General features: G+C 63.0%; 11 protein-coding genes, 1 tRNA gene and 3 rRNA genes. 14 read left to right on the top strand and 1 reads right to left on the bottom strand.

All coding sequences use genetic code 11. The features are described 5' to 3' along the window. Positions 1-3 precede the first annotated feature (3 nt). Complete coding sequence (locus NTY77_15790; protein MCX5796954.1) at positions 4-1,707, top strand: hypothetical protein; 1,704 nt, start codon at positions 4-6, stop codon at positions 1,705-1,707. After that, positions 1,695-3,383 carry a hypothetical protein gene (locus NTY77_15785; GenBank protein ID MCX5796953.1) on the top strand — a complete coding sequence of 563 codons (1,689 nt, stop codon included), beginning with the start codon at positions 1,695-1,697 and terminating at the stop codon, positions 3,381-3,383. The genes NTY77_15790 and NTY77_15785 overlap by 13 nt, the downstream gene beginning before the upstream one ends. Here the strand turns inward: NTY77_15785 and NTY77_15780 are convergent. Beyond that, positions 3,348-4,574, bottom strand: a complete 1,227-nt coding sequence (locus NTY77_15780; GenBank protein MCX5796952.1) for an AAA family ATPase — start codon at positions 4,572-4,574, stop codon at positions 3,348-3,350. The genes NTY77_15785 and NTY77_15780 overlap by 36 nt on opposite strands. 497 nt (positions 4,575-5,071) lie before the next feature. Between NTY77_15780 and NTY77_15775 the strand changes: the two genes are divergently transcribed. The 12 genes from NTY77_15775 to NTY77_15720 all read left to right on the top strand — a co-directional run. Beyond that, positions 5,072-6,592: ribosomal RNA gene (locus tag NTY77_15775) — 16S ribosomal RNA — on the top strand. Between the two features lie 76 nt (positions 6,593-6,668). Then, positions 6,669-6,741, top strand: a tRNA-Ala gene (locus NTY77_15770). A 196-nt stretch (positions 6,742-6,937) separates the two neighbouring features. Beyond that, positions 6,938-9,942, top strand: a 23S ribosomal RNA gene (locus NTY77_15765). Between the two features lie 158 nt (positions 9,943-10,100). Continuing rightward, positions 10,101-10,219 (top strand): 5S ribosomal RNA (gene rrf, locus NTY77_15760). The 16S, 23S and 5S rRNA genes sit together here with 1 tRNA gene alongside, the layout of an rRNA operon. Positions 10,220-10,357: 138 nt before the next feature. Then, positions 10,358-10,936, top strand: coding sequence for a 50S ribosomal protein L10 (gene rplJ / locus NTY77_15755; protein MCX5796951.1), 579 nt, complete (start codon positions 10,358-10,360; stop codon positions 10,934-10,936). 41 nt (positions 10,937-10,977) lie between these two features. Then, on the top strand, positions 10,978-11,367 hold the full coding sequence (gene rplL / locus NTY77_15750) for a 50S ribosomal protein L7/L12 (GenBank protein ID MCX5796950.1): 390 nt from the start codon (positions 10,978-10,980) through the stop codon (positions 11,365-11,367). 110 nt (positions 11,368-11,477) lie between these two features. After that, positions 11,478-15,572, top strand: coding sequence for a DNA-directed RNA polymerase subunit beta (rpoB, locus tag NTY77_15745; GenBank protein MCX5796949.1), 4,095 nt, complete (start codon positions 11,478-11,480; stop codon positions 15,570-15,572). 3 nt (positions 15,573-15,575) lie between these two features. Next, positions 15,576-19,808: a DNA-directed RNA polymerase subunit beta' gene (gene rpoC, locus NTY77_15740; protein MCX5796948.1), complete on the top strand. Its 4,233-nt coding sequence runs from the start codon at positions 15,576-15,578 to the stop codon at positions 19,806-19,808. A 10-nt stretch (positions 19,809-19,818) separates the two neighbouring features. Further along, positions 19,819-20,205, top strand: a complete 387-nt coding sequence (rpsL, locus tag NTY77_15735; protein ID MCX5796947.1) for a 30S ribosomal protein S12 — start codon at positions 19,819-19,821, stop codon at positions 20,203-20,205. Between the two features lie 12 nt (positions 20,206-20,217). Then, the gene (gene rpsG / locus NTY77_15730; protein ID MCX5796946.1) at positions 20,218-20,697 is read left to right on the top strand and encodes a 30S ribosomal protein S7; all 480 of its coding nucleotides are present in this window, start codon (positions 20,218-20,220) and stop codon (positions 20,695-20,697) included. Positions 20,698-20,701: 4 nt separating this feature from the next. Further along, positions 20,702-22,795, top strand: coding sequence for an elongation factor G (fusA, locus tag NTY77_15725; protein ID MCX5796945.1), 2,094 nt, complete (start codon positions 20,702-20,704; stop codon positions 22,793-22,795). Between the two features lie 13 nt (positions 22,796-22,808). Then, on the top strand, positions 22,809-23,054 hold a 246-nt coding region (locus tag NTY77_15720; GenBank protein ID MCX5796944.1), incomplete at its 3' end, for a GTP-binding protein.

Here is a 23,054-nt window from a genome sequence, read left to right as displayed (position 1 = left end):
ACGATGCCGCGCCTGATGCTGTTGGAGTTCTTCCCGAGCGCTCTGCAGCGCAACGAGAGAAGCCTGCTGTTCCCGTTCCTGCAGGGACTGGCCCGGCGGTTCAACGTCCCGGCGCAATGGCTTTGTTTCGGCAAAGACGCCGAAGGGGCGGGCCTGGAGCTCTCCGCGGCCGATCTCAAGGCTCTGGCCGCCCGCATCGGCCGTTTCCGGCCCACCCACATCCTTAGCAGCGAGCCTCTGGCGGGGGCGGCTCTCGGCTGCCTCCAGGCCGCCAGTCCGCGGCCCGCGTTCGCGGTCATGGGCGTGGCGGGCTCCCGCAGGAGGATCCCGGGTTCCCCTCACACGGACAGCATCATCCCGGGTCCCCGCGGAGGCGTCCGCAGGGGCCGCAGTCCCGAGGGGGAGCCGTCTTCCCAGGTCATGGCGAGCAGCCCCGACGACCCGCGCTATTTCGCGAGATGCGGCTGGTTCCTCGATTGGCTGGGGCTGGCCGCTCCGGACCTGGAGCGCGGCTACCTCATCGAGGCCGTGGCGCCCGATTATGCCGCGGTGATGGCCAACGCGACCGCCCGGGCTTCGCGGGCCCACATCTCGATCGTGAGCGGGGTGCTCTGCGCGAACCGGCGCCTGGTGCGCGCCAATCCTTGGTTCCGGGGCGTGCTGCGGGCGGCGGCATCCCCCGCGCAGGAGCCTCGCGGCTGCGCTTTCTGCGACAGCCAGCGGGAGTCGCTGACCTCGCCCCGCGCCGACCTGCTGGAGTTGGTGGAGAAGCAGCTGCGCGGCATCCTGAAGACCTCCGGCCGAGGCGGCCGGGACAAAGGCGTCTACGAGTTCTACGACATCCGCGCCTTCGAGAGGTTCGACGAGGTCTTCGACATCGTGCTGCGCCTGCGGCTCCCGCCGGCGGTGTTCTTGTTCAATCCGCGGATCGACCACGTGCTCCGCGCCCGCCGCCGCATCGAGCGCGCCCTGCCCGCGCTGGCGCGGGCGGGGCACGAGGTGCGCATCCTCAGCATGGGCGTGGAGAACTTCTCCGAGTCGGAGAACGCGCGCTTCAACAAGGACATCATCGCGGCCCAGGTGGACAGGCTCCTGGCCCTGACCAGGAAGTGGGAGGGCTCCTATCCCGGCGTGTTCCGGCCGTTCAAGGGCGGCGGCGAGCTGGTGGAGTTCGGGTTCATCCTGTTCACGCCTTGGACGACCTTGGCCGACATCCGCGTCAACCTGGAGGCCGCGACTAAGAGGAGCTTCGGCGAGAGGGGCTACTGGCTGTATTCGACGCTGATCATCTACCGGTACAGCCCCATGTTCTTCCTGGCCCGGGATGGGAAGGTCCTCGTGGACCGCTTCCCCGACCGGGGACAGCGCTACGGCCTGGTCAAGAACGAGGATGACCCCGGCAGAGTCTCTCCCTGGAGGTTCAAGGATGCGAAGGTCGCGGAGTATTTCTCGGTGCTCGTGCGGATCTGCGCGGCCGACCGGGAGGGCGGCGGCTGCGTCTTCTTCCGCGGCGACCGGGACTATAAGCTGGCCCGCGGCCTCTACGCGCAGGTCGATCAGCGGGTCCGGATATCCCCGCTGGCGGTCGCCTTCGCTTTGCTCGAGCTGATGGAATCGGCCCGGCCGCCGCATCCCCGCAGGGAGCTGCTGCGGCGGGCCCTGGCGCGCGCCGCCATCCAGGCCGCGGAGACACGATGCCGCGCCTGATGCTCCTGGAGTTCTTCCCGCGCGCTCTGCAGCGCAACGACAGGAGCCTGCTGTTCCCGTTCTTAAAGGGATTCGCACGGCGATCCGGCGTCCCGGCGCGCTGGCTGTGTTTCGGCAAGGACGTCGAGGGGGCGCATCGCGAGCCCGGCGCCCAGGGGCCGGGCCTGGACCTCTCCGCGGCCGACCGTCGGGCTCTGGCCGCGCACATCCGCCGTTTCCGGCCTACCCACATCGTCAGCAGCGAGCCTCTGGCGGGGGCGGCTCTCGGCTGCCTCAAGGCCGCGAGTCCCCGGCCCAAGTTCGCGGTCATGGAGCTCCCCGGCCCCGGCAGTCTCGTGCCGGAGCCGCCTGCCTTCGTGATGGCGAGCCGGCCAGACGACCGGCGCTATTTCGCGAAATGCGGCTGGTTCCTCGATTGGCTGGGGTTGACCTCTCCGGCCCTGGTCCGCCGGTACCTCATCGAGGCCGTGGCGCCCGATTATGCCGCGGTGATGGCCGATGCGGCCGCCTGCGCCTCGCAGGCCCATGTCCCCATCGTGAGCGGGGTGCTCTGCGCCAACCGCCGCCTGGTGCGCGCCAATCCCCGGTTCCGGGGCGTGCTGCCCGCGGCGGCATCTGCCGCGCAAGAGCCGCGCGGCTGCTCCTTCTGCGGCAGCCGGCGGGAGTCGCTGACCTCGCCCCGTGCCGACCTGCTGGAGTTGGTGGAGAAGCAGTTCCGCGGCGTCCTTAAGAGCGGCCGGGGGGGCCGGGACAAAGGCAGCTACGAGTTCTACGACATCCGCGCCTTCGAGAGGTTCGACGAGGTCTTCAAGATCGTGCTGCGCCTGAAGATGCCGCCGGCGGTGTTCCTGTTCAATCCGCGGATCGACCACGTGCTCCGCGCCCGCCGCCGCATCGAGCGCGTCCTGCCCGGGCTGGCCCGGGCGGGGCACGAGGTGCGCATCCTCAGCATGGGCATAGAGAACTTCTCGGTGCGGGAGAATACGCGCTTCAACAAGGATATCACCGTGGCCCAGGTGGACAGGCTCCTGGCCCTGACCAGGAAGTGGGAGCGCTCCTATCCCGGCGTCTTTCGGCCGTTCAAGGGCGGCGGCGAGCTGGTGGAGTTCGGGTTCATCCTGTTCACGCCTTGGACGACCTTGGCCGACATCCGCGTCAACCTGGAGGCCGCGGCGAAGAGGGACTTCGGCGAGAGGGGCTACTGGCTGTACTCGACCTTGGTCATATACGCGGACAACCCCATCTACCAGCTCGCCCGGCGGGACGGGAAGATCCTCGTGGACCGCTTCCCCGACCGGGGGCAATGCTACGGTCCGGTCAAGAACGAGGACAACCCCGACGAAGTCGCCGCCTGGAGGTTCCGGGACGCGAAGGTCGCGGAGTACTTCGCCGTGCTCGTGCGGGTCTGCGCAGCCGAGCGGGAGGGCCGCGACTGCTTCTTCTTCCGCGGCGACCGGGACTTCGAGCTGGCCTGCGGGCTCTACGCGCGGGTCAATCAGCGGGTCCGGATATCCCCGCTGGCAGTCGCCTTCGCTTTGCTCGAGCTGATGGAAGCGGCCCGGCCGCCGCATCCCCGCAGGGAGCTGCTGCGGCGGGCCCTGGCGCGCGCAGCCATCCAGGCCGCGGCCGCCGGGCGCGCCTCACGGGATTCCCGCCAAGAAAGCCGCCGCCGGTAGCGCCTTCACTCCAGCCTCCTCCCCCACCGCCTTCCTTCCCGCCGCGACCAACACCCCCGGCACTTTGAGCCGCTCGCTGAAATATTTAAGATGCCCTACGGCTCCCGCCTCGCCGGCCGCCGTCGCCACCAGCAATCGAGGCTTCCCATCCAAAGTCAAAAGGAACGGCACGGACCGCCGCTCCTTGTCGCGGACAAAGCGCAGCTCCAGCTCCTCCCCGCCCCAATCCTGGGCGAAATGACACCATCGCAGCAGCGCGCACGCCACCAGATTCTCGAACCGCAAAGGCGGATCAGCCACCCCTGACCAATCCCAAAGATAGAGCTTGCTCGCATGCCGCAAGGTCCGCGGCAGCCTTCCCGCGTACGGCTCGATGCGGAAACAATAATGGAGACGCTCCAGATGCCCCAGCCATAGCCGGACCGTCGCCCCATTCACGCCAAGATTCAACTTAAAGGAATTAAAGGAAAGGAGGGAACCCGGAACGACCATGTCCATCAAGGACTCCACCCCGGGAAGCTGCTGGATCCGGGTCATCTCGCGCAAGTCTTCCCGGATCAATACATCGCGCCGCATCTTGAGCCATATTTCGTGCTTTTTCTCGCTCTGGCCAAGGAACGGCTCTGGAAAACCTCCGAATCTCAAGAGCAGTTCAAGCAGATTGGCGCCCCTTCTTCCTGGGTCTGGAGGAGAAAAAATGATTGAATTTATTACCTTATTGCACTTATCCTTCGCTGGCAGGAATCCTACTTTAAGCAATTCTGAAATAGATATGGGGTGGATACGGTATCTGCTGCATTTTGATTTTATAAAACGCTTATTTTGTAATGATAAATTAGATAAATAGCTTGAAGTGGCGATAAAATCGACCTTTTCGCTCTGCGCATTGTAAAGATCGGTAATATGATCCCAACATCTGGGCGCTTTTGAGAATTCATCAATCAATGCAAGCACTTTCTTAAAAAGAAGGGTCTGCTGCTGATCCAGGAAAGAATATGGAGATGAAATGGCCTTCTTTCTGAAATCCCAATCATCCCAGAAAGCCGAGGAACCCTGGCTTCCCCGCCGCCTTTGTTGCTCCACGGCAAGGAACGTCTTGCCCACCCCGCGCGGACCCAACAGCACCGCGATGCGCGGCTTCGCGGAGCGGAAATGGACCGATTCCAGCAGAGCTCCGGCCAGCCTCTCCATGCGACCATTATAACATATATATGTAAAAAAGTCATGCCTGGGGGCCGCCCCGCGCGACCCCCGGTCCTGCGCCTTTGCGCGCCGTGCGCCCAATCTGTCAAGCGAAAAAAACGCCGTTCTCAGACGGAGAAAATAATCCTTGACACCGAGTGGCGGTTTCGTGCTATAATGTCCCAGTCAGCTTGTGAAGTCAAGCGGACGGCAAAGCAATTTGCCGCTAGCGGCTTCCGAAGTCGGGATGACCGCTTAGGGCAAATTTCGCTCTTTGAAAAATCGGGTTTGACAGCGAATAGGCGTTCCGTCCTCCATCAGCATCCGCAAGGATGCGAAGCGGGGCGAGAGCGCTAAGGTAAAATTGGTGTGTTCTGCTGCGGAAGCGTCCTGACGTTGGGGCGCGGAAGCGGCGGAAACAAGGAAGAGCTTAAAAGTCAATTCGCTCCATTTGGGTGCAAAACGGAAGTACCTTCCTCCTTAGGGAAGGGAAAACGTCCAAACATTTAATGGAGAGTTTGATCCTGGCTCAGAATTAACGCTGGCAGAGTGCATAACACATGCAAGTCGAGCGGGGTTTGCAGCGTATCGCAGACCTAGCGGCAGACGAGTGAGTAACACGTAAGCAACCTGCCCCTGAATGGTGGATAACGCCGCGAAAGCGGTGCTAATACGCCGTATGATCCCTGGAGGGCATCCTCCGGGGATGAGAGATCCGCAAGGATCGTTCGGGGAGGGGCTTGCGGCCCATCAGCTAGTTGGTGAGGTAACGGCCCACCAAGGCTATGACGGGTACCCGGCCTGAAAGGGCGAACGGGCACGAAGGCACTGAGACACGGGCCTTACTCCTACGGGAGGCAGCAGTGGGGAATTTTGGACAATGGGCGAAAGCCTGATCCAGCAACTCTGCGTGAGGGACGAAGTCCTTCGGGATGTAAACCTCTTTTGCTAGGGACGAACGCCCGCAAGGGTCTGACGGTACCTGGCGAATAAGCCACGGCTAACTACGTGCCAGCAGCCGCGGTAAGACGTAGGTGGCGAGCGTTATTCGGAATTACTAGGCGTAAAGCGAGTGTAGGCGGGTGCTTAAGTCCGTCGTGAAATCTCCCGGCTCAACCGGGATAGGTCGATGGATACTGGGCGCCTAGAGTGGGGTAGGGGGCAGTGGAATTCCCGGTGTAGCGGTGAAATGCGTAGATATCGGGAGGAACACCTATGGCGAAAGCAGCTGCCTGGGCCCTTACTGACGCTGAGGCTCGAAAGCTAGGGGAGCAAACAGGATTAGATACCCTGGTAGTCCTAGCTGTAAACGATGCTGACTAGGTGTGGGAGGTATCGACCCCTCCCGTGCCGCCGCTAACGCTTTAAGTCAGCCGCCTGGGGAGTACGGCCGCAAGGTTAAAACTCAAAGGAATTGACGGGGGCCCGCACAAGCGGTGGAGCATGTGGTTTAATTCGACGCTACGCGAAGAACCTTACCTGGGCTCGAACGACTGGTAGTAGTCCGGTGGAAACACTGGGCGACCCGCAAGGGAGCCAGCCGAGGTGCTGCATGGCTGTCGTCAGCTCGTGTCGTGAGATGTTGGGTTAAGTCCCGCAACGAGCGCAACCCCTATCCCATGTTGCTACTCAGCAATGAGAGGACTCTTGGGAGACTGCCGCGGATAACGTGGAGGAAGGCGGGGATGACGTCAAGTCATCATGGCCTTTATGTCCAGGGCTACACACGTGCTACAATGGCGTACACAGAGGGAAGCAAGACCGCAAGGTGGAGCAAATCCCCAAAGTACGTCTCAGTTCAGATCGAGGGCTGCAACTCGCCCTCGTGAAGTTGGAATCGCTAGTAATCGCGGATCAGCACGGCCGCGGTGAATACGTTCCCGGGCCTTGTACACACCGCCCGTCACACCACGAAAGCCCATTGCAACAGAAGTGGCAGCCTGGCTGCCATGAAATTGTGATTGGTGATTGGGGTGAAGTCGTAACAAGGTAGCCGTACGGGAACGTGCGGCTGGATCACCTCCTTTCTATTCCTCATCTCACGATGAGGGGTAGGTCGAGCTTTCTAAGACGGAGCGCCTATTGGCTGGCAAAACCGGAGTCGGGCCCTTAGCTCAGCTGGGAGAGCGCCTGCTTTGCAAGCAGGAGGTCAGCGGTTCGATCCCGCTAGGGTCCAAGGGAAGCAGAATCCGGCCACCGATTTGGATCTTTCAAAAATCATGCGTATTCTCTCGAAACACCGCGTTCCATAATGACCCCCTGAGGGGCGGGAAGCGGAAAGCCGAGGGATGCTTAGCAACAAAGAATAATATGTAGGCGTCTCACTCAAGCCTGGCCCTTTTGACCGGGGACCGGGCTCGATGGAAGAATATGGTCAAGCTACATAGTGCATATGGTGAATGCCTTGGTACCAGAAGCCGATGAAGGACGTGATAAGCTGCGATAAGCTCCGGGGAACCGCAAATAGGTTTTGATCCGGAGATTTCCGAATTGGGCAACCACCGCAGACGAAAGCCTGCGGACCCTTGAGTAAAGGCCTGGCCTTCGGGTCAGGAGATAGCGCAAGGGGGACAACCCGGGGAAGCGAAACATCCCAGTACCCGGAGGAAAAGACATCAACCGAGATTCCCCTAGTAGTGGCGAGCGAACGGGGAATAGCCTAAACCCTGACGGCGTGCCGTCGGGGTGTTGCAGGGCTCATCCGGTGCAGAACCGGGGAGTTACAAATCAGCGGATAGCGGAACGGTCCTGGAAAGGCCGACCAAAGAGAGTGCTAGTCTCGTACGCGAAATCCAGCTGACTCCCGATGAGTTCCTAAGTACCACGGGTCACGTGCAATCTCGTGGGAATCCGGGGGGACCACCCTCCAAGGCTAAATACTCTCTGGTAACCGATAGTGAACCAGTACCGCGAGGGAAAGGCGAAAAGAACCCCTGACGGGGAGTGAAATAGAACCTGAAACCGTATGCATACAAGCTACACGGGGGCTATGCCCGAGCCGCAAGGCGAGGGAATGCCTGAGTGTGTGCCTGTTGAAGAATGATCCGGCGAGTTGATGGGTCGAGCGAGGTTAAGGGCGGTACTAACGTTCCGTCCGAAGCCGTAGCGAAAGCGAGTCTGAAAGGGCGCTCAGTTCGACACATCAGACCCGAAGCCAAGTGATCTAACCATGGCCAGAGTGAAACGACGGTAAAACGTCGTGGAGGCTCGGAGTGTTAATCGTTGAAAAGATTCTACATGAGCTGTGGTTAGGGGTGAAAGGCCAATCGAACTTGGTGATAGCTGGTTCTCTCCGAAATAGCTTTAGGGCTAGCGTCCGCCGTTAAACCGCGGGGGTAGAGCACTGGTAGATGTAGGGGAGGCAACCCCTCCTCCGAAGTCTGTCAAACTCCGAATACCGCGGCGTACTAGCGGGCAGTCAGTTCGTGGGGGATAAGCTCCACGTGCAAGAGGGAAACAACCCAGAACGTCGATCTAGGTCCCAAAGTACATGCTAAGTGGAAAACGCTGTGGATTTGCTCAAACAGCCAGGAGGTTGGCTTAGAAGCAGCCATCCTTCAAAGAGTGCGTAACAGCTCACTGGTCTAGCGAATCTGCGCGGAAAATGACACGGGGCTCAAGCATGTCACCGCAATCGCGTCTGCATCGAGGATCCGTCCTTGATGCGGGGTAGGAGAGCGTTCACAATGCAGTGAAGGCATACCGTAAGGAGTGCTGGAGCGTTGTGAAGTGAGGATGTCGGAATAAGTAGCGAGAAACAAGGTGAGAATCCTTGTCGCCGAAAACCTAAGGGTTCCTTGAGCAACGTTCGTCGGCTCAGGGTTAGTCGGTCCTAAGGCGAGGCCGAAGGGCGTAGCCGATGGGCATCCGGTTAAAATTCCGGAACTAGGTCATGGGCGTTAACTTAAGAGGTGACGCAGAAAGGTAAGCGGTCCTGGGTAAAGGTTGTCCCAGGCCAAAGCCGTAGGGGTGCTCTTCCAGGAAAAGTCCGGAGGGGCGTTAACCTGAAAGCCGATGGGGACTGCCGGGTGACCGGCGGGTAGTCGCTGAACTACGCTGCCTAGAAAACCCTCGTAAGTTGCTTATGATCTAACCGTACCGTAATCCGACACAGGTAGGTGGGGTGAAAATCCTAAGGCGCGCGAGTGAGACTTGGTCAAGGAACTAGGCAAAATGATCCCGTAACTTCGGAAGAAGGGATGCTCCTCGCAAGAGGAGCCGCAGTGAAAGGGGGACCGTGACTGTTTAGCAAAAACACAGCACTCTGCTGAAATCGCAAGATGAGGTATAGGGTGTGACACCTGCCCGGTGCCGGAAGGTCAAGGGGAGCCGTCAGCTCGCAAGGGCGAAGCGGCGAACTCAAGCCCCGGTAAACGGCGGCGGTAACTATAACCGTCCTAAGGTAGCGAAATTCCTTGTCGGGTAAGTTCCGACCTGCACGAATGGTGTAACAAAGGTCCCGCTGTCTCGACCAAGTGCTCGGCGAAATTGTGGTACGAGTGAAGACGCTCGTTACGCGTGGTTAGACGAAAAGACCCCGTGGAGCTTTACTGTAACTTGACATCGTTTTATGGTTTTGATTGCGTAGCATAGCTGGGAGCCTTTGAAACCCGGGTTGTGGCCTGGGTGGAGGCAAAACATGAAATACCAGCCTATCGAGACTGTAAAACTAACCCACGGCCGTGATCCGGCCGGGGAACAGTGTCAGGCGGGCAGTTTGACTGGGGCGGTCGCCTCCCAAAGAGTAACGGAGGCGTTCCAAGGTTCCCTCAGGGCGTATAGTAATCGCCTATTGAGCGCAATAGCAGAAGGGAGCTTGACTGCAAGGCCTACAAGCCGAGCAGGGACGAAAGTCGGATATAGTGATCCGGTGGTCCCTCGTGGGAGGGCCATCGCTCAACGGATAAAAGCTACCCCGGGGATAACAGGCTGATCGGGTCCAAGAGTTCACATCGACGACCCGGTTTGGCACCTCGATGTCGGCTCATCGCATCCTCCCGCTGGAGCAGGTGGGAAGGGTTGGGCTGTTCGCCCATTAAAGCGGTACGTGAGCTGGGTTCAGTACGTCGTGAGACAGTACGGTCTCTATCTACCATGCGCGCAAGGAAACTTGAGGGGAGTCGTCCATAGTACGAGAGGACCTGGATGAACGGACCTCCTGTGTACCAGTTATCCTGCCAAGGGTATCGCTGGGTAGCGGTGTTCGGAAGGGATAAACGCTGAAAGCATCTAAGCGTGAAACCCGCCCCAAGATTAGGTTTCCCGGGCCGCAAGGCCCCTGAAGGACCCTGGAAGACTACCAGGTTGATAGGCCGCACGTGTAAGAGCCGCGAGGCTTTAAGCAAAGCGGTACTAATCGTCCGAGAGGCTTGGCCATATTCTTCGATCGTGTGTGGACGCCTTAATTATTCTTTGACAATGTTTCGACCCAGGCGAGTTCGCCCCGAATAGGAATCGGAGCGATGTATGTCCCGGAAAACAATATCGGGATGTCCAACCATACTCCCACCATAATAGGGTCGAGGGGCGAATGAGACCGGTGATATTTCCGGCAGGGATACACCCGTTCCCATTCCGAACACGGCAGTTAAGCCTGCCAGGGCCGATGGTACTAACGCCCATCTCGGCGTTGGGAGAGTAGGTCGTTGCCGGTCTCGTCCGCCCCTTGACCGCCCGCACCTTCGGGTGCGCAATTTGAAGTTCACGAAAGCCGTCCCCGGCACCTCGCTCTTCTGTCGTGTGTACTGGAAGAACGGGGCTGTTTTTGCCGAGGCGTGATTTGAGAGGATGCCATGAAACTGACCAAGGTTCAGAAGACCGAGAAGGCGAAGACGCTGGCTGAGAAGCTGAAGGTCGCGCCGCACCTGTTCTTCACGGAGTATCAGGGGCTCAAGTTCAAGGAGCTCGACGAGCTGCGCGCCAAGCTGCGCCCCCTGCACTGCCGCTACGCGGTGGTCAAGAACAGCCTGGTGCGCTACGCCCTCAAGAACGCCGGCCTGGAAGGGCCGGATGCCAAGCTCCTTAAAGGCCCCGTGGGCATGGTGGTCTCGGACGGCGACGATCCGATCGCGCCGGCCAAGGTCCTGGCCGCTTTCGCCAAACAGTTCCCAAAATTGAAGGTCAAGGCCGGCGTGGTCAGCCAGAAGTGGATGACCCCGGCTGAATGCGCGCAGCTCTCGACGCTGGGCTCGCGGCAGGAAGTGCTGGGCAGGGCCGTCAGCATCCTGTACAATATGATCAGCCAGCCCCTGGCCGTGATGCAGGCCCCGACGCGGGACGTGCTGCTGGTCGTCAAGGCTTTGGAGCAGAAGAAGCAGTCGGAATCAGGCGCGGCCGCCGCCTCAAAGGAGCAGCCGGCAGTCCCCGCGTAGGGGATAAATCCGAAAGGAGCTGCCAGAAAAAAGGAGAACGCATGCCGACCAAGTTGTCGCCCGCAGAAGCCGTGGACGTGATGGGGGCCTGGACCGTGCTCGAGGCCGCCGAGTTCGTCAAGCTCGCCGAGGAGAAGTTCGGCGTCAAGGCCGCCGCCGTGGGCGTGGCCGCCGCCGCTCCCGCCGCGGGCGGAGCCGCCGCCGCCGCCGTCGAGGAGAAGACGGATTTCAACGTGTTCCTGGTCAGCGCCGGGGACAAGAAGATCCAGGTCATCAAGACCGTCCGTGAGCTCACAGGTCTGGGCCTAAAGGAAGCCAAGGACTTGGTCGAAGCCGCGCCCAAGGCCGTGAAGGAAGGCGTGGCCAAGGCCCAGGCCGAAGAGATGAAGAAGAAGCTCGTCGAGTCCGGCGCCGTCGTCGAGTTGAGGTAACGCAGGGACTGATGCCGTTCTTTTTGTAGAAACGCCGAGGCAAACTGTCCCTGGCCCCGCAACGGGCCAGGGGCGGTTTCCTTTTTTAGAAAGCAGCGAGGGGTGAACGCGTGAAACAGATCAAATTCGGAAAGATTCCCCAGGCGATGGAGCTTCCCGATCTGCTCGAGATGCAGAAGAAGTCTTTCCGCGACTTCCTGCAGCTCGGCGGCGAGCCCGACCAGCGCAAGCTGATGGGGCTGCAGGCCTCTTTCCTCGACGTCTTCCCCATCGAATCCAGCGACGGCAGCATGGTCCTGGACTTCGTGCGCTACGAGTTCGCCCCGCCGCGCTACGAGACCCCCGAGGAGGCGCAGGCCCACGACTCGTCCTGGTCCCGGCCGCTCAAGGCGATCTTGCGCCTGTCCTCGCGCCAGCCCTCCGGCAAGCTCAAGCAGATCCTGGAGCAGGAGGTCGTGCTCTGCGAAGTCCCCATGATGACGGAGACCGCCTCCTTCATAATCAACGGGGCCGAGCGCGTGGTGGTCAGCCAGCTGCACCGCTCCCCCGGCATCATCTTCGAGGAGGACGAGGAGAAGAAGATCTCGTCCTTGGGCAAGAGGCTGTTCTTCGCCAAGATCATCCCCTACCGGGGCGCCTGGGTCGAGTTCGAGTTCGACCTCAACAACATCCTCTATGTGCGCATCGACCGCAAGAAGAAGTTCGAGGCCACCACCTTCCTGCGCGCCTGCGGCATCGAGTCGGACGCCGACATCCTCAAGACCTTCTACGAGTACGAGTCGGTCCCCGTCAACGCCCAGACCATGGTCGGCCTGCTGCACCGCACCTCGATCGAGGACGTGGTCGATCAGAACTCGGGAGAGGTGCTCCTGGAGGCCGGCAAGAAGGTCACCCACGAGGCCATCAAGCGCATGCTCGACAAGGGCGTGCAGACGGTCAAGCTCCTCACCGGCGACCCGGAGAAGGAAGACCCCACCATCCTGGAGACCCTGCGCAAGGACAAGATCAAGAGCGTCAAGGAAGCCCAGCAGGACATCTACAAGAAGCTGCGCGGCCAGGAGTTCATCGTCCCCGGCCAGGCCGAGGCCTACCTCGACAACCTCATCTTCAAGAACCTGCGCAAATACGACCTCTCCAACGTCGGCCGGCACAAGATCCACGGCAAGCTGCACCATTTCCTCTGGAAGCTGGCCACCCGGCACGACGTGGTCTGCCGTCCCGACAACCGGCGCCACAAATACTTCGCCCTGCCCGCCTACAACCGCCGCACCCTCTGCACCGAGGACATCGTGGCCACGATGCAGTACCTCATCGCGCTGAACTGCGGCACGTCGCACTACGCCGACGGACTGCCCAAGACCACGGCCATGCCCATCCGGCCCCAGCCTTACGAGGGCACCGGCGAGTTCAAGGCGCTGCTGCAGGAGTACGCCAAGAAGATCAATAAGGAGCCGCTGGAGAACTTCCCGGTCATCGACCTGCATGAGAAGGACTCCGACGACGACCCGGAGGCCGCCAAGCAGGGGCTCAAGAAGGACCGCATCTCCTTCCTGGAGCTGGGCGAGGCCATCACCCGCTGGCGCACGGCCGTGCCCACCTTCTTCGACCACAACTTCGCGGTCAAGCTCGATGACATCGACCACCTCGGCAACCGCCGCGTGCGCGGCGTGGGCGAGCTCCTCGAGAACCAGGTCCGCGTGGGCCTGGCCCAGATGTCGCGCGTCATCCGCGACCGCATGAGCGTGCAGGACAAGACCACCTTGACCCCGCGCAACCTGCTCAACACCGCGCCCATGGTCGGCATCCTGCGCAAGTTCTTCGGGACCTCGCAGCTCTCGCAGTTCATGGACCAGATCAACCCGCTCTCCGAGATCACGCACAAGCGGCGGCTCTCGGCCCTGGGGCCCGGAGGCCTCAACCGCAAGCGCGCGGGGTTCGAGGTCCGCGACGTGCACCACACGCACTACGGCCGCATCTGCCCCATCGAGACCCCGGAGGGGCCGAACATCGGCCTCATCACGAGTTTGGCGACCTATGCCCGCATCAACGAGTTCGGACTCATCGAATCGCCTTACCAAAAAGTCATCAAGGGCAAGCTGACCGGCGAGGTCCTTTACCTCGGCGCCGATGAGGAGGCCGGGCAGATCGTGGCCCAGGCCAACACTCCGCTGGAGAAGGACCGCCTGGCCTCGGACCTGGTCGCCTGCCGTTCCCGGGGCGACTTCCCGCTGGTCGAGCCCGCCAAGGTCGACTACATGGACATCTCGCCCCTGCAGGTGGTCTCGGTGTCGGCCGGCTTGGTCCCCTTCCTGGAGCACGACGACGCCAACCGCGCGCTGATGGGCTGCAACATGCAGCGCCAGGCCGTGCCCCTGCTGGTCGCCGAGGCCCCGCTGGTCACCACCGGAATCGAGGAGGCCGTGGCCAAGGATTCCGGAGCCTGCGTCACGGCCAAGCGCGCCGGCCGGGTCATCTACTCGGCGGGCGACCTCATCGCGGTGCACGCCGAAGGCGCCAAGGACGGCGACGGCGCCATCGACCTCTTCCAGCTGCGCAAGTACCGCCGGTCCAACCAGGACACCTGCATCAATCAGGCGCCCGCGGTCAAGACCGGGGACCGCGTCAAGGCCGGCGACGTGCTGGCCGACGGACCGGGCACCGCGGGGGGCATGCTCGCGCTGGGGCGCAACCTCCTGGTGGGCTTCATGCCCTGGGAGGGCTACAACTTCGAGGACGCCATCCTGATCTCCGAGCGCCTGGTCAAGGAAGACCTCTTCACCTCCATCCACATCACCGAGTTCGAGGTGGAGGCGCGCGACACCAAGCTCGGCGCCGAGGAGATCACCCGGGACATCCCCAACGTGGGCGCCGAGGCCCTGGAGGCTCTCGACGAGCAGGGCATCGTCATCCCCTCCACCAACGTCGCCCAGGGCGACATCCTGGTCGGCAAGGTGACGCCCAAGGGCGAGCAGCAGCTCACCCCCGAGGAGCGGCTTTTGAAGGTCATCTTCGGCAAGAAGGCCGAGGACGTGCAGGACGCCTCGCTGCGCGTGCCGCCGGGCGTCTCGGGCAAGGTCATCGGCGTGCGCGTCTTCGTGCGCCGCGAGAAGCTCTCCAAGCCCGAAGAGCGCAAGCGTCTCGACGTCGTCACGGAGCGCCTGGACAAGGCCCTGGGCGCCCTGCGCCAGCACCGCAAGGACTCGTTGGCCGCGCTCGAGGAGATGCCCGCCGCCAAGCGCCGCGACGAGGAAGAGCGGCTCACCCTGTTCTACAAGATCATGGAGAAGAAGCTCCGCGACGACGCCTCCCGGGAGAAGGAAGGCGTCAAGCAGGGCGACGAGTTGGCCGTCACGGTCAACAAGGTGGTCAAGGTCTACATCGCCTCCCGCCGCAAGGTGCAGGTCGGCGACAAGCTGGCCGGCCGGCACGGCAACAAGGGCGTGGTGGCCAAGATCCTGCCCGAAGAGGACATGCCGTTCCTGCCGGACGGAACGGCGCTCGACGTCGTGCTCTCCCCGTTGGGCGTGCCCTCGCGCATGAACATCGGACAGCTCCTGGAGATGATGATGGGCTGGGCGGCCCATCACCTCGAGGTGCAGACCATCAATCCGGTCTTCGACAGCGCCACCGAGAAGGACGTCATCGAGATGGTCCAGAGCGCCAAGAAAGAGCTGCGCGAGAAGGGCGTCCCGGAGAAGTACCTCCCCTCCGACGATTGCCGCATCACGCTCTTCGACGGCCGGACCGGCGAGCCCTTCCATGAGAAGATCTCGGTGGGCTACATGTACATCCTCAAGCTCAACCATCTGGTGGAAGACAAGGTCCACGCCCGGTCCACGGGGCCTTACAGCCTCATCACCCGCCAACCGCTGGGCGGCAAGGCCCAGTTCGGCGGCCAGCGCTTCGGCGAGATGGAGGTGTGGGCCATCGAGGGCTACGGCGCGGCTTACGCCCTGCAGGAGTTCCTGACGGTCAAGTCCGACGATGTGGCCGGCCGCACCAAGATGTACGAGGCCATCATCAAGGGCGAGCCTCCGGCCCAGCCGGGGGTGCCGGAGTCGTTCAAGGTCCTGGTCCGGGAGCTGCAGGCCCTGGGCCTCAACGTCGAACTCCTCAAGCTCGGCAAGGACGCTGAGGCGGTAGCGGCGGCGGCCAAGCGGGGCAAGGAAAAGGAAGCGGGCGCGGCAACCGCGAGGAAGGCCTAAACCATGGGATATCTAGCGGTCGCGGAAAAGAAGCTGTCCTTGGGCGGCAAGAAGAAGAAGAAATCCGACAGCCTCGATTTCTTCGACTTTGACGCCATCCGTCTCTCCATGGCCTCCCCGGACCAGATCCTGTCCTGGTCCTACGGCGAGGTCAAGAAGCCCGAGACCATCAACTACCGGACGCTGAAGCCCGAGCGCGACGGCCTGTTCTGCGAGCGCATCTTCGGCCCGGCGCACGACTACGAGTGCGCCTGCGGCAAGTACCGCTGGGTCAAGTTCAAGGGCATCGTCTGCGACCGCTGCGGCGTCGAGGTGACCGAGGCCAAGGTGCGCCGCGAGCGCATGGGCCACATCGAGCTGGCCGTGCCGGTGTCCCACATCTGGTTCTTGAAGAAGACGCCTTCGCGCATCGGCATCGTCCTCAACATGAAGACGGTCGACCTCGAGCGGGTCATCTATTACGCCATGTACATCGTGCTGGAGGACTTCGTGGACTCCACCGGCCGCACCGTGTACAAGGCCTGCGACCTGCTCTCCGAGGAAGAGGTGCGCAAGGCCAAGGCCGAGTACAAGAGCAAGCTCAAGGTGGACATCGGCGCCGGGGCCATCCACACGCTCCTCTCCCGGGTCAAGCCCAAGGAGGAAGCGGCCAAGATCCTTGAAGACATCCAGGGCGTGGCCTCCGAGGCCGAGCGTTCGCGGCTGATCCGCCGTCTGCGCATCCTGCAGGGCTTCGCCGAGTCCGGCAACGAGCCGCAATGGATGATCCTCACCCAGCTGCCGGTCATCCCGCCCGAGCTGCGCCCCCTGGTCCCCCTGGAAGGCGGCCGCTTCGCCACCTCGGACCTCAACGACCTCTACCGCCGCATCATCAACCGCAACAACCGCCTCAAGCACATCGAGGCCCTGCGCGCGCCCGAGGTCATGGTCTTCAACGAGAAGCGCCTCCTGCAGGAGGCCGTCGACGCCCTCTTCGAGAACGGCGCCCGCGGCCGCGTGGTGGTCGGCGCGGGCAACCGGCCCTTGAAGTCGCTCTCCGACATCCTCAAGGGCAAGCAGGGCCGCTTCCGGCAGAACCTGCTGGGCAAGCGCGTGGACTACTCCGGCCGCTCCGTCATCGTGGTCGGCCCCTACCTCAAGCTCAACCAGTGCGGGCTGCCCAAGGAGATGGCCCTCGAGCTTTTCAAGCCCTTCATCATCCGCGAGCTCATGAAGACCGAGAGCCTCACCCTCAAGGCCGCCAAGCGCATGTTCGAGAAGGTGCGCCCGGAGATCTGGGACATCCTGGAGTTCGTGACCAAGAAGCACCCGGTCATGCTCAACCGCGCCCCGACCCTGCACCGGCTGGGCATCCAGGCCTTCGAGCCCGTGCTCATCGAGGGCAAGGCCATCCAGCTGCATCCCCTGACCTGCGCGGCCTTCAACGCCGACTTCGACGGCGACCAGATGGCCGTGCACGTGCCGCTCTCCCAGGAGGCCCAGCTCGAGGCCAAGGTCCTCATGATGGCCTCCAACAACATCATGTCCCCCGCCTCCGGCAAGCCCATCGCGGTGCCGTCCCATGACATGGTCCTGGGGATCAATTATCTCACCAAATACAAGCAAGGCGAGAAAGGGGAAGGGATGGTCTTCTCCGACGCCGGCGAGGTGATCACCGCCCACCAGAACTTCCGGGTCGACCTGCACGCCCGCATCAAGGTGCGCGGCATCACCATGGACCTCACCGAGGTCGAAGGCAAGGGCAAGAAGGCCGAGCCCGTGCCCGTCGACCAATGGAAGGACTCGACCACGGTCGGACGCGTGATCTTCAACCAGATCATCCCCCGGGAGCTGGGCTACCTCAACGCCCCGCAGGGCAAGAAGGAGCTCTCCAAGCTGGTGGAAAAGTGCTACAAGCAGCTGGGGCACTACCGCACCGTCCTGCTCCTCGACGACCTCAAGAGCATCGGCTTCCACTACGCCACCGCCGCCGGCCTGTCCATCTCCATCTCGGACATGCACATCCCGACGCTCAAGAAGGAGGCCATCCTGGAGGCCCGCCGCAAGGTCAAGGAGATCGAGAAGCAGGCCAAGAACGCCCTCATCACCGAGGCCGAGCGCTACAACAAGATCATCGACATCTGGACCCATGTCACGGACAAGATCTCGGACGTCATGTTCGACGAGATGAAGAAGGAGGAGTCCGAGAAGTTCGTCGCCGGCCGGCCGCGCTTCAACTCCGTCTTCCTCATGGCCGACTCCGGCGCCCGCGGCAGCCGCCAGCAGATCCGGCAGCTGGCCGGCATGCGCGGCCTCATGGCCAAGCCCCAGAAGAAGCTCACCGGCGGCGTGGGCGAGATCATCGAGCAGCCCGTCGTCTCCAACTTCCGCGAGGGCCTCACGGTGCTGGAGTACTTCATCTCCACGCACGGCGGCCGCAAGGGCCTGGCCGACACCGCCTTGAAGACGGCGGACGCCGGCTATCTCACCCGGCGGCTGGTCGACGTGGCCCACGACCTGGTCATCACCGAGGCCGACTGCGGCACCATCAACGGCGTGCGCCTGGGCGACCTCACCGCCGGCGACGAGACCATCGAGCCGCTCGACGAGCGGGTCCTGGGCCGGGTGGCCCTGGAGGACATCGTGGTCTCCGGCGCCGACGCCAAGGGCAAGCCGGCCGAGAATACCCTGGTCAAGGCGGGCGAGCACATCACCGCCGAGATCGCGGTCCAGATCAAGGAGGCGGGCCTGGACGTCGTGCGCGCCCGCTCCGTGCTGACCTGCGAGAGCCGCCAGGGCGTCTGCGCCAAGTGCTACGGCATGAACAATTCCAACGGCCGCATGGTCGAGATCGGCGAGGCCGTAGGCATCATCGCGGCCCAGTCCATCGGCGAGCCGGGCACGCAGCTGACCCTGCGCACCTTCCACATCGGCGGCACGGCCTCGCGCGTGACCAAGCGTTCGCATGCCCTGACGCTCAAGGGCGGCAAGGTGGAGTTCCGCAACATCCGGACCGTGGTCAATCGCGACGGCGAGAACGTCTGCGTCTCGCGCACCGGCGCGCTCCTGGTCGCCGACCGCACCACCGGCGCCGTCGAGGAGCACAAGTCTCCTTACGGCGCGCGCCTGAAGGTCAAGGACGGCTCTTCGGCTGAGCCGCGCTCCTTGCTGGCGGAGTGGGATCCCTACACCATGCCGATCATCGCCGAGGTCGAAGGGCACGTGCGGCTCATGGACGTCAAGGAAGGCGTCACCTTGCACGAGGAGCGCAACAAGATCACCGGCATCATCGAGCGCCGCATCATCGAGCAGGAGACCCGGCGCTCGGACCGCAGCGAGGGCGGCAGCTCCAAGCGCCTCAACCCGCGGGTCGTCATCGAGAAGGGCGGCAAGGACGTGACCAACTACCCTCTGCCCACGGACACCATCCTCACGGTGGAGGCCGGACAAGAGGTGCGCCCGGGCGACGTCATGGCCAAGATCCCGCAAGAGGTCACCAAGTCCAAGGACATCACGGGCGGCCTGCCCCGCGTCTCCGAGCTCTTCGAAGCCCGGCGGCCCAAGAGCTCGGCCGTCATCTCCGAGATCGAAGGCATCGTGTCGTTGGGCGTCGGACCCAAGGACCAGCGCATGGTCTCGGTGCGCAACGAGGAGACCGACCTGGTGCGCGAATACCTCATCCCACAGGGCAAGCATCTGGTGGTCTACGAGGGCGACCGGGTCGGCGTGGGTGAGGCCATCACGGACGGGGCCATCAACCCCCACGATATCCTGCACGTCAAGGGCGTCAAGGAGGTGCAGGAATTCCTGGTCAACGCCATCCAGGAGGTCTACCGCCTGCAGGGCGTGAACATCTCCGACCGGCATATCGAGTGCATCGTGCGCCAGATGCTGGAGAACGTCAAGATCGTCAACTCCGGCGACACGGCGTTCCTCAAGGGCGAGATCGTCAACCGGTTCACCTTCGCCGACGATAACCGGCAGATCAAAGCCAAGGGCGGCAAGGAGGCCCAGGCCGAGCCGGTGCTCTTGGGCATCACCAAGGCGTCGCTGGCCTCGAACTCCTTCGTCTCCGCGGCGAGCTTCCAGGAGACGACCCGCGTCTTGACCGAAGCCGCCACCACCTCCAAGATCGACTACCTCCGGGGCCTGAAAGAGAACGTCATCATCGGCCACATGATCCCGGCGGGGACGGGCTTGGCGCCGCAAGTGAAGCTCCAGGAGCTGTTGCAGTCCCAGGCCGAGGCCAAGCCGTAAGAGAGGAACCATGCCGACCATCAACCAACTCATCCGCATCGGGCGCAGCAAGAACCGCACTCATCCCAAGGCGCCCGCCCTCATGGGCTGCCCGCAGAGGCGCGGGGTGTGCACGCAGGTGAAGACCACCACCCCCAAGAAGCCGAATTCGGCCCTGCGCAAGATCGCCCGCATCAAGCTGACCAACGGCATCGAGGTCACGGGCTACATCCCGGGCGTCGGCCACAACCTGCAGGAGCACTCCATCGTGATGATCCGCGGGGGCCGCGTCAAGGACCTGCCCGGCGTGCGCTACCACATCATCCGGGGCGTGCTCGACACGGCCGGAGTCGAAGGCCGCCGGCAAGGCCGCTCCCTCTACGGCGCCAAGCGGCCCAAAGAAGCGGCCAAGGCTTAAGGAGAACATCGCATGCCTAGAAAAGGACTCAGACCGCGAGACCGCCGGGGCCTGCCCCCCGCGGACTTCAAGTACAATTCCGTGCTGGTCTCCCGGCTCATCAACAAGCTCAACTACCGGGGACAGAAGCACGCCGCCGAGCACATCATGTACGGCGCCATGGACATCATGGCCGAGCGCACCAAGGAAGACGCCTTGAACGTGCTGACCAAGGCCATCGAGAACGTGCGGCCGCTGCTGGAGGTCAAGGCCCGGCGCGTCGGCGGCGCGACCTACCAGGTCCCCATCGAAGTCAACCCGACGCGGTCCTCGACCTTGGCGATGCGCTGGATCCTCGACGCGGCCCGCGCCAAGTCGGGCAAGCCCATGGCCGTGCGGCTCGCCGAGGAGCTCCTGGCCGCGGCCAAGAAGGAAGGCGTGGCGTTCAAAAAGCGGGAGGACACCCACAAGATGGCGGAGTCCAACCGCGCCTTCGCCCATTACCGGTGGTAGACGAATGAACCGGAAATTCCCGCTCGAGAAAGTGCGCAACATCGGCATCATCGCGCACATCGACGCGGGCAAGACCACCACGACGGAGCGCATCCTCTATTACACGGGGCGCATCCATAAGATCGGGGAGGTCCACGACGGGGCGACCACTACGGACTGGATGCCCCAGGAGCGCGAGCGCGGCATCACCATCACCGCGGCCGCCACCTACTGCCAATGGCGGGACTGCGGCATCAACATCATCGATACCCCGGGCCATGTGGACTTCACGGCCGAGGTGGAGCGTTCCCTGCGCGTGCTGGACGGCGCCGTGGTGTGCTTCGACGGCGTGCAAGGCGTCGAGCCCCAATCCGAGACGGTCTGGCGGCAGGCCGACAAGTACAAGGTCCCGCGCATCGCCTACATCAACAAGATGGACCGCACCGGCGCGGACTTCACGATGTCCTTCAACTCCATCCGCAAACTGCTCGGGGCCAACGCCTGCGCCATCCAGCTCCCCATCGGCGCCGAGTCCAAGTTCTCCGGGGTCATCGACCTCATCGAGATGAAGGCCCTGGTCTGGCACGGCGAGGAGCTGGGCGCCAAGTGGGACGTCACCGAGATCCCGGCCGCGCTCAAGGCCAAGGCCAAGCAGTGGCATGAGAAGATGATCGAGCAGATCGTGGAGTTCGACGAGCACGCCATGGATAAGTACATCCACGGCAAGCACGGCAGCCACGATTTCCCTGCCGCCGACCTGCGCCGCATCCTGCGCAAGGGCGTGCTGCAGTCCAAGATCTTCCCGGTCCTGGCCGCTTCCTCCTATAAGAACAAGGGCGTGCAGCCCATGCTCGACGCCGTCTGCGACTTCCTGCCCTCCCCGCTGGACAAGCCGACGGTCATGGGCCTCGACCCGCGCACGGACGAGCCGGTCGAGCGGAAGGCCTCGGATGCGGAGCCTTTCTCGGCCCTGATGTTCAAGATCCAGACCGACCCCTTCGTGGGCAAGCTGGCCTTCTTCCGGGTCTATTCCGGCAAGCTCAAGACCGGCGACATGGTCTACTTCGCCAACAAGCGGGCCTCGGAGCGCGTGGGGCGCTTGCTGCGCATGCACGCCAACCACCGCGAGGAGATCAAGGAGGTCCGCGCCGGCGAGATCGCGGCCACGGTGGCCATGAAGAACTCCGCCGTGGGCATGACCCTTTGCGATGAGGACCACCCCATCATCTTCGAGCAGATCACCTTCCCGGAGCCGGTCATCTCGGTCGCCATCGAGCCCAAGAGCAAGGCGGACGAGGAGAAGATGGCCGTGGCCCTGGGCCGCTTGGCCGAAGAGGACCAGACTTTCCGCATGCGGACCGACATCGATACCGGCCAGACCATCATCTCCGGCATGGGCGAGCTGCACCTCGACATCATCGTGGACCGCATGAAGCGCGAGTTCAACGTGGCCGGCAACGTGGGCATGCCTCAGGTGGCCTACAAGGAGACGGTGCGCAAGAAGATCACCGAGGAAGGCAAGTTCATCCGGCAGACCGGCGGGCACGGCCAGTACGGGCACTGCGTCCTGCAGATCGAGCCCAACCCGGTCGGCAAGGGCTTCGAGTTCGTCAACGACGTCAAGCAGGGGCGCATCCCGCGGGAATACATCCCGGCCGTGGAGAAGGGCGTGCGCGAGGCCTTGCCGGGCGGCGCCCTGGCGGGCTTCCCCATCGTGGACGTGAAGGTGACGCTGCTGGACGGCTCCTATCATGACGTGGATTCCTCCGAGATGGCGTTCAAGATCGCGGGCGGCATGGCGCTGCGCGCGGGCTGCAAGAGGGCCAACCCCACCATCCTCGAGCCCATCATGAAGTTCGAGGTGGTCACCCCCCAGGAGTACATGGGCAACGTCATCGGCGACCTCAATTCCCGCCGCGCCCATATCCTGGAGATGGGAGACCGGGCGCATTTGAAGTTCGTCAGGGCCACGGTGCCGCTGTCCGAGCTGTTCGGCTACGCGACCGTGGTCCGCTCCATCTCGCAGGGGCGGGCGTCCTTCACGATGGAGCCCAGCCATTACGACGAGGTCCCCAGCAGCGTGAAGAAGGCGATCGTGGAGAAGAACGTCAAGAAATAAGGAGAGATCGAACATGGCCAAGGCGAAATTCGAGCGCACCAAGCCGCACGTCAACATCGGGACGATCGGGCACGTGGACCACGGCAAGACGACCCTGACCGCGGCGATCACCCTCTATCTCTCCAAGAAGGGCTTGGCGACGGCCAAGCGCTACGACGAGATCGACAACGCTCCGGAAGAGAAGGCGCGGGGCGTGACGATCAACGTGCACCACGCGGAGTACCAGACGGACAAGCGGCACTACGCGCACGTGGACTGC

It is taken from the genome of Elusimicrobiota bacterium, from assembly GCA_026388095.1.
Lineage (GTDB): Bacteria > Elusimicrobiota > Elusimicrobia > UBA1565 > UBA9628 > UBA9628.
The sequence above is the reverse complement of the archived record's forward strand: the minus strand, read 5'-3'. Positions and strand labels throughout refer to the sequence as shown.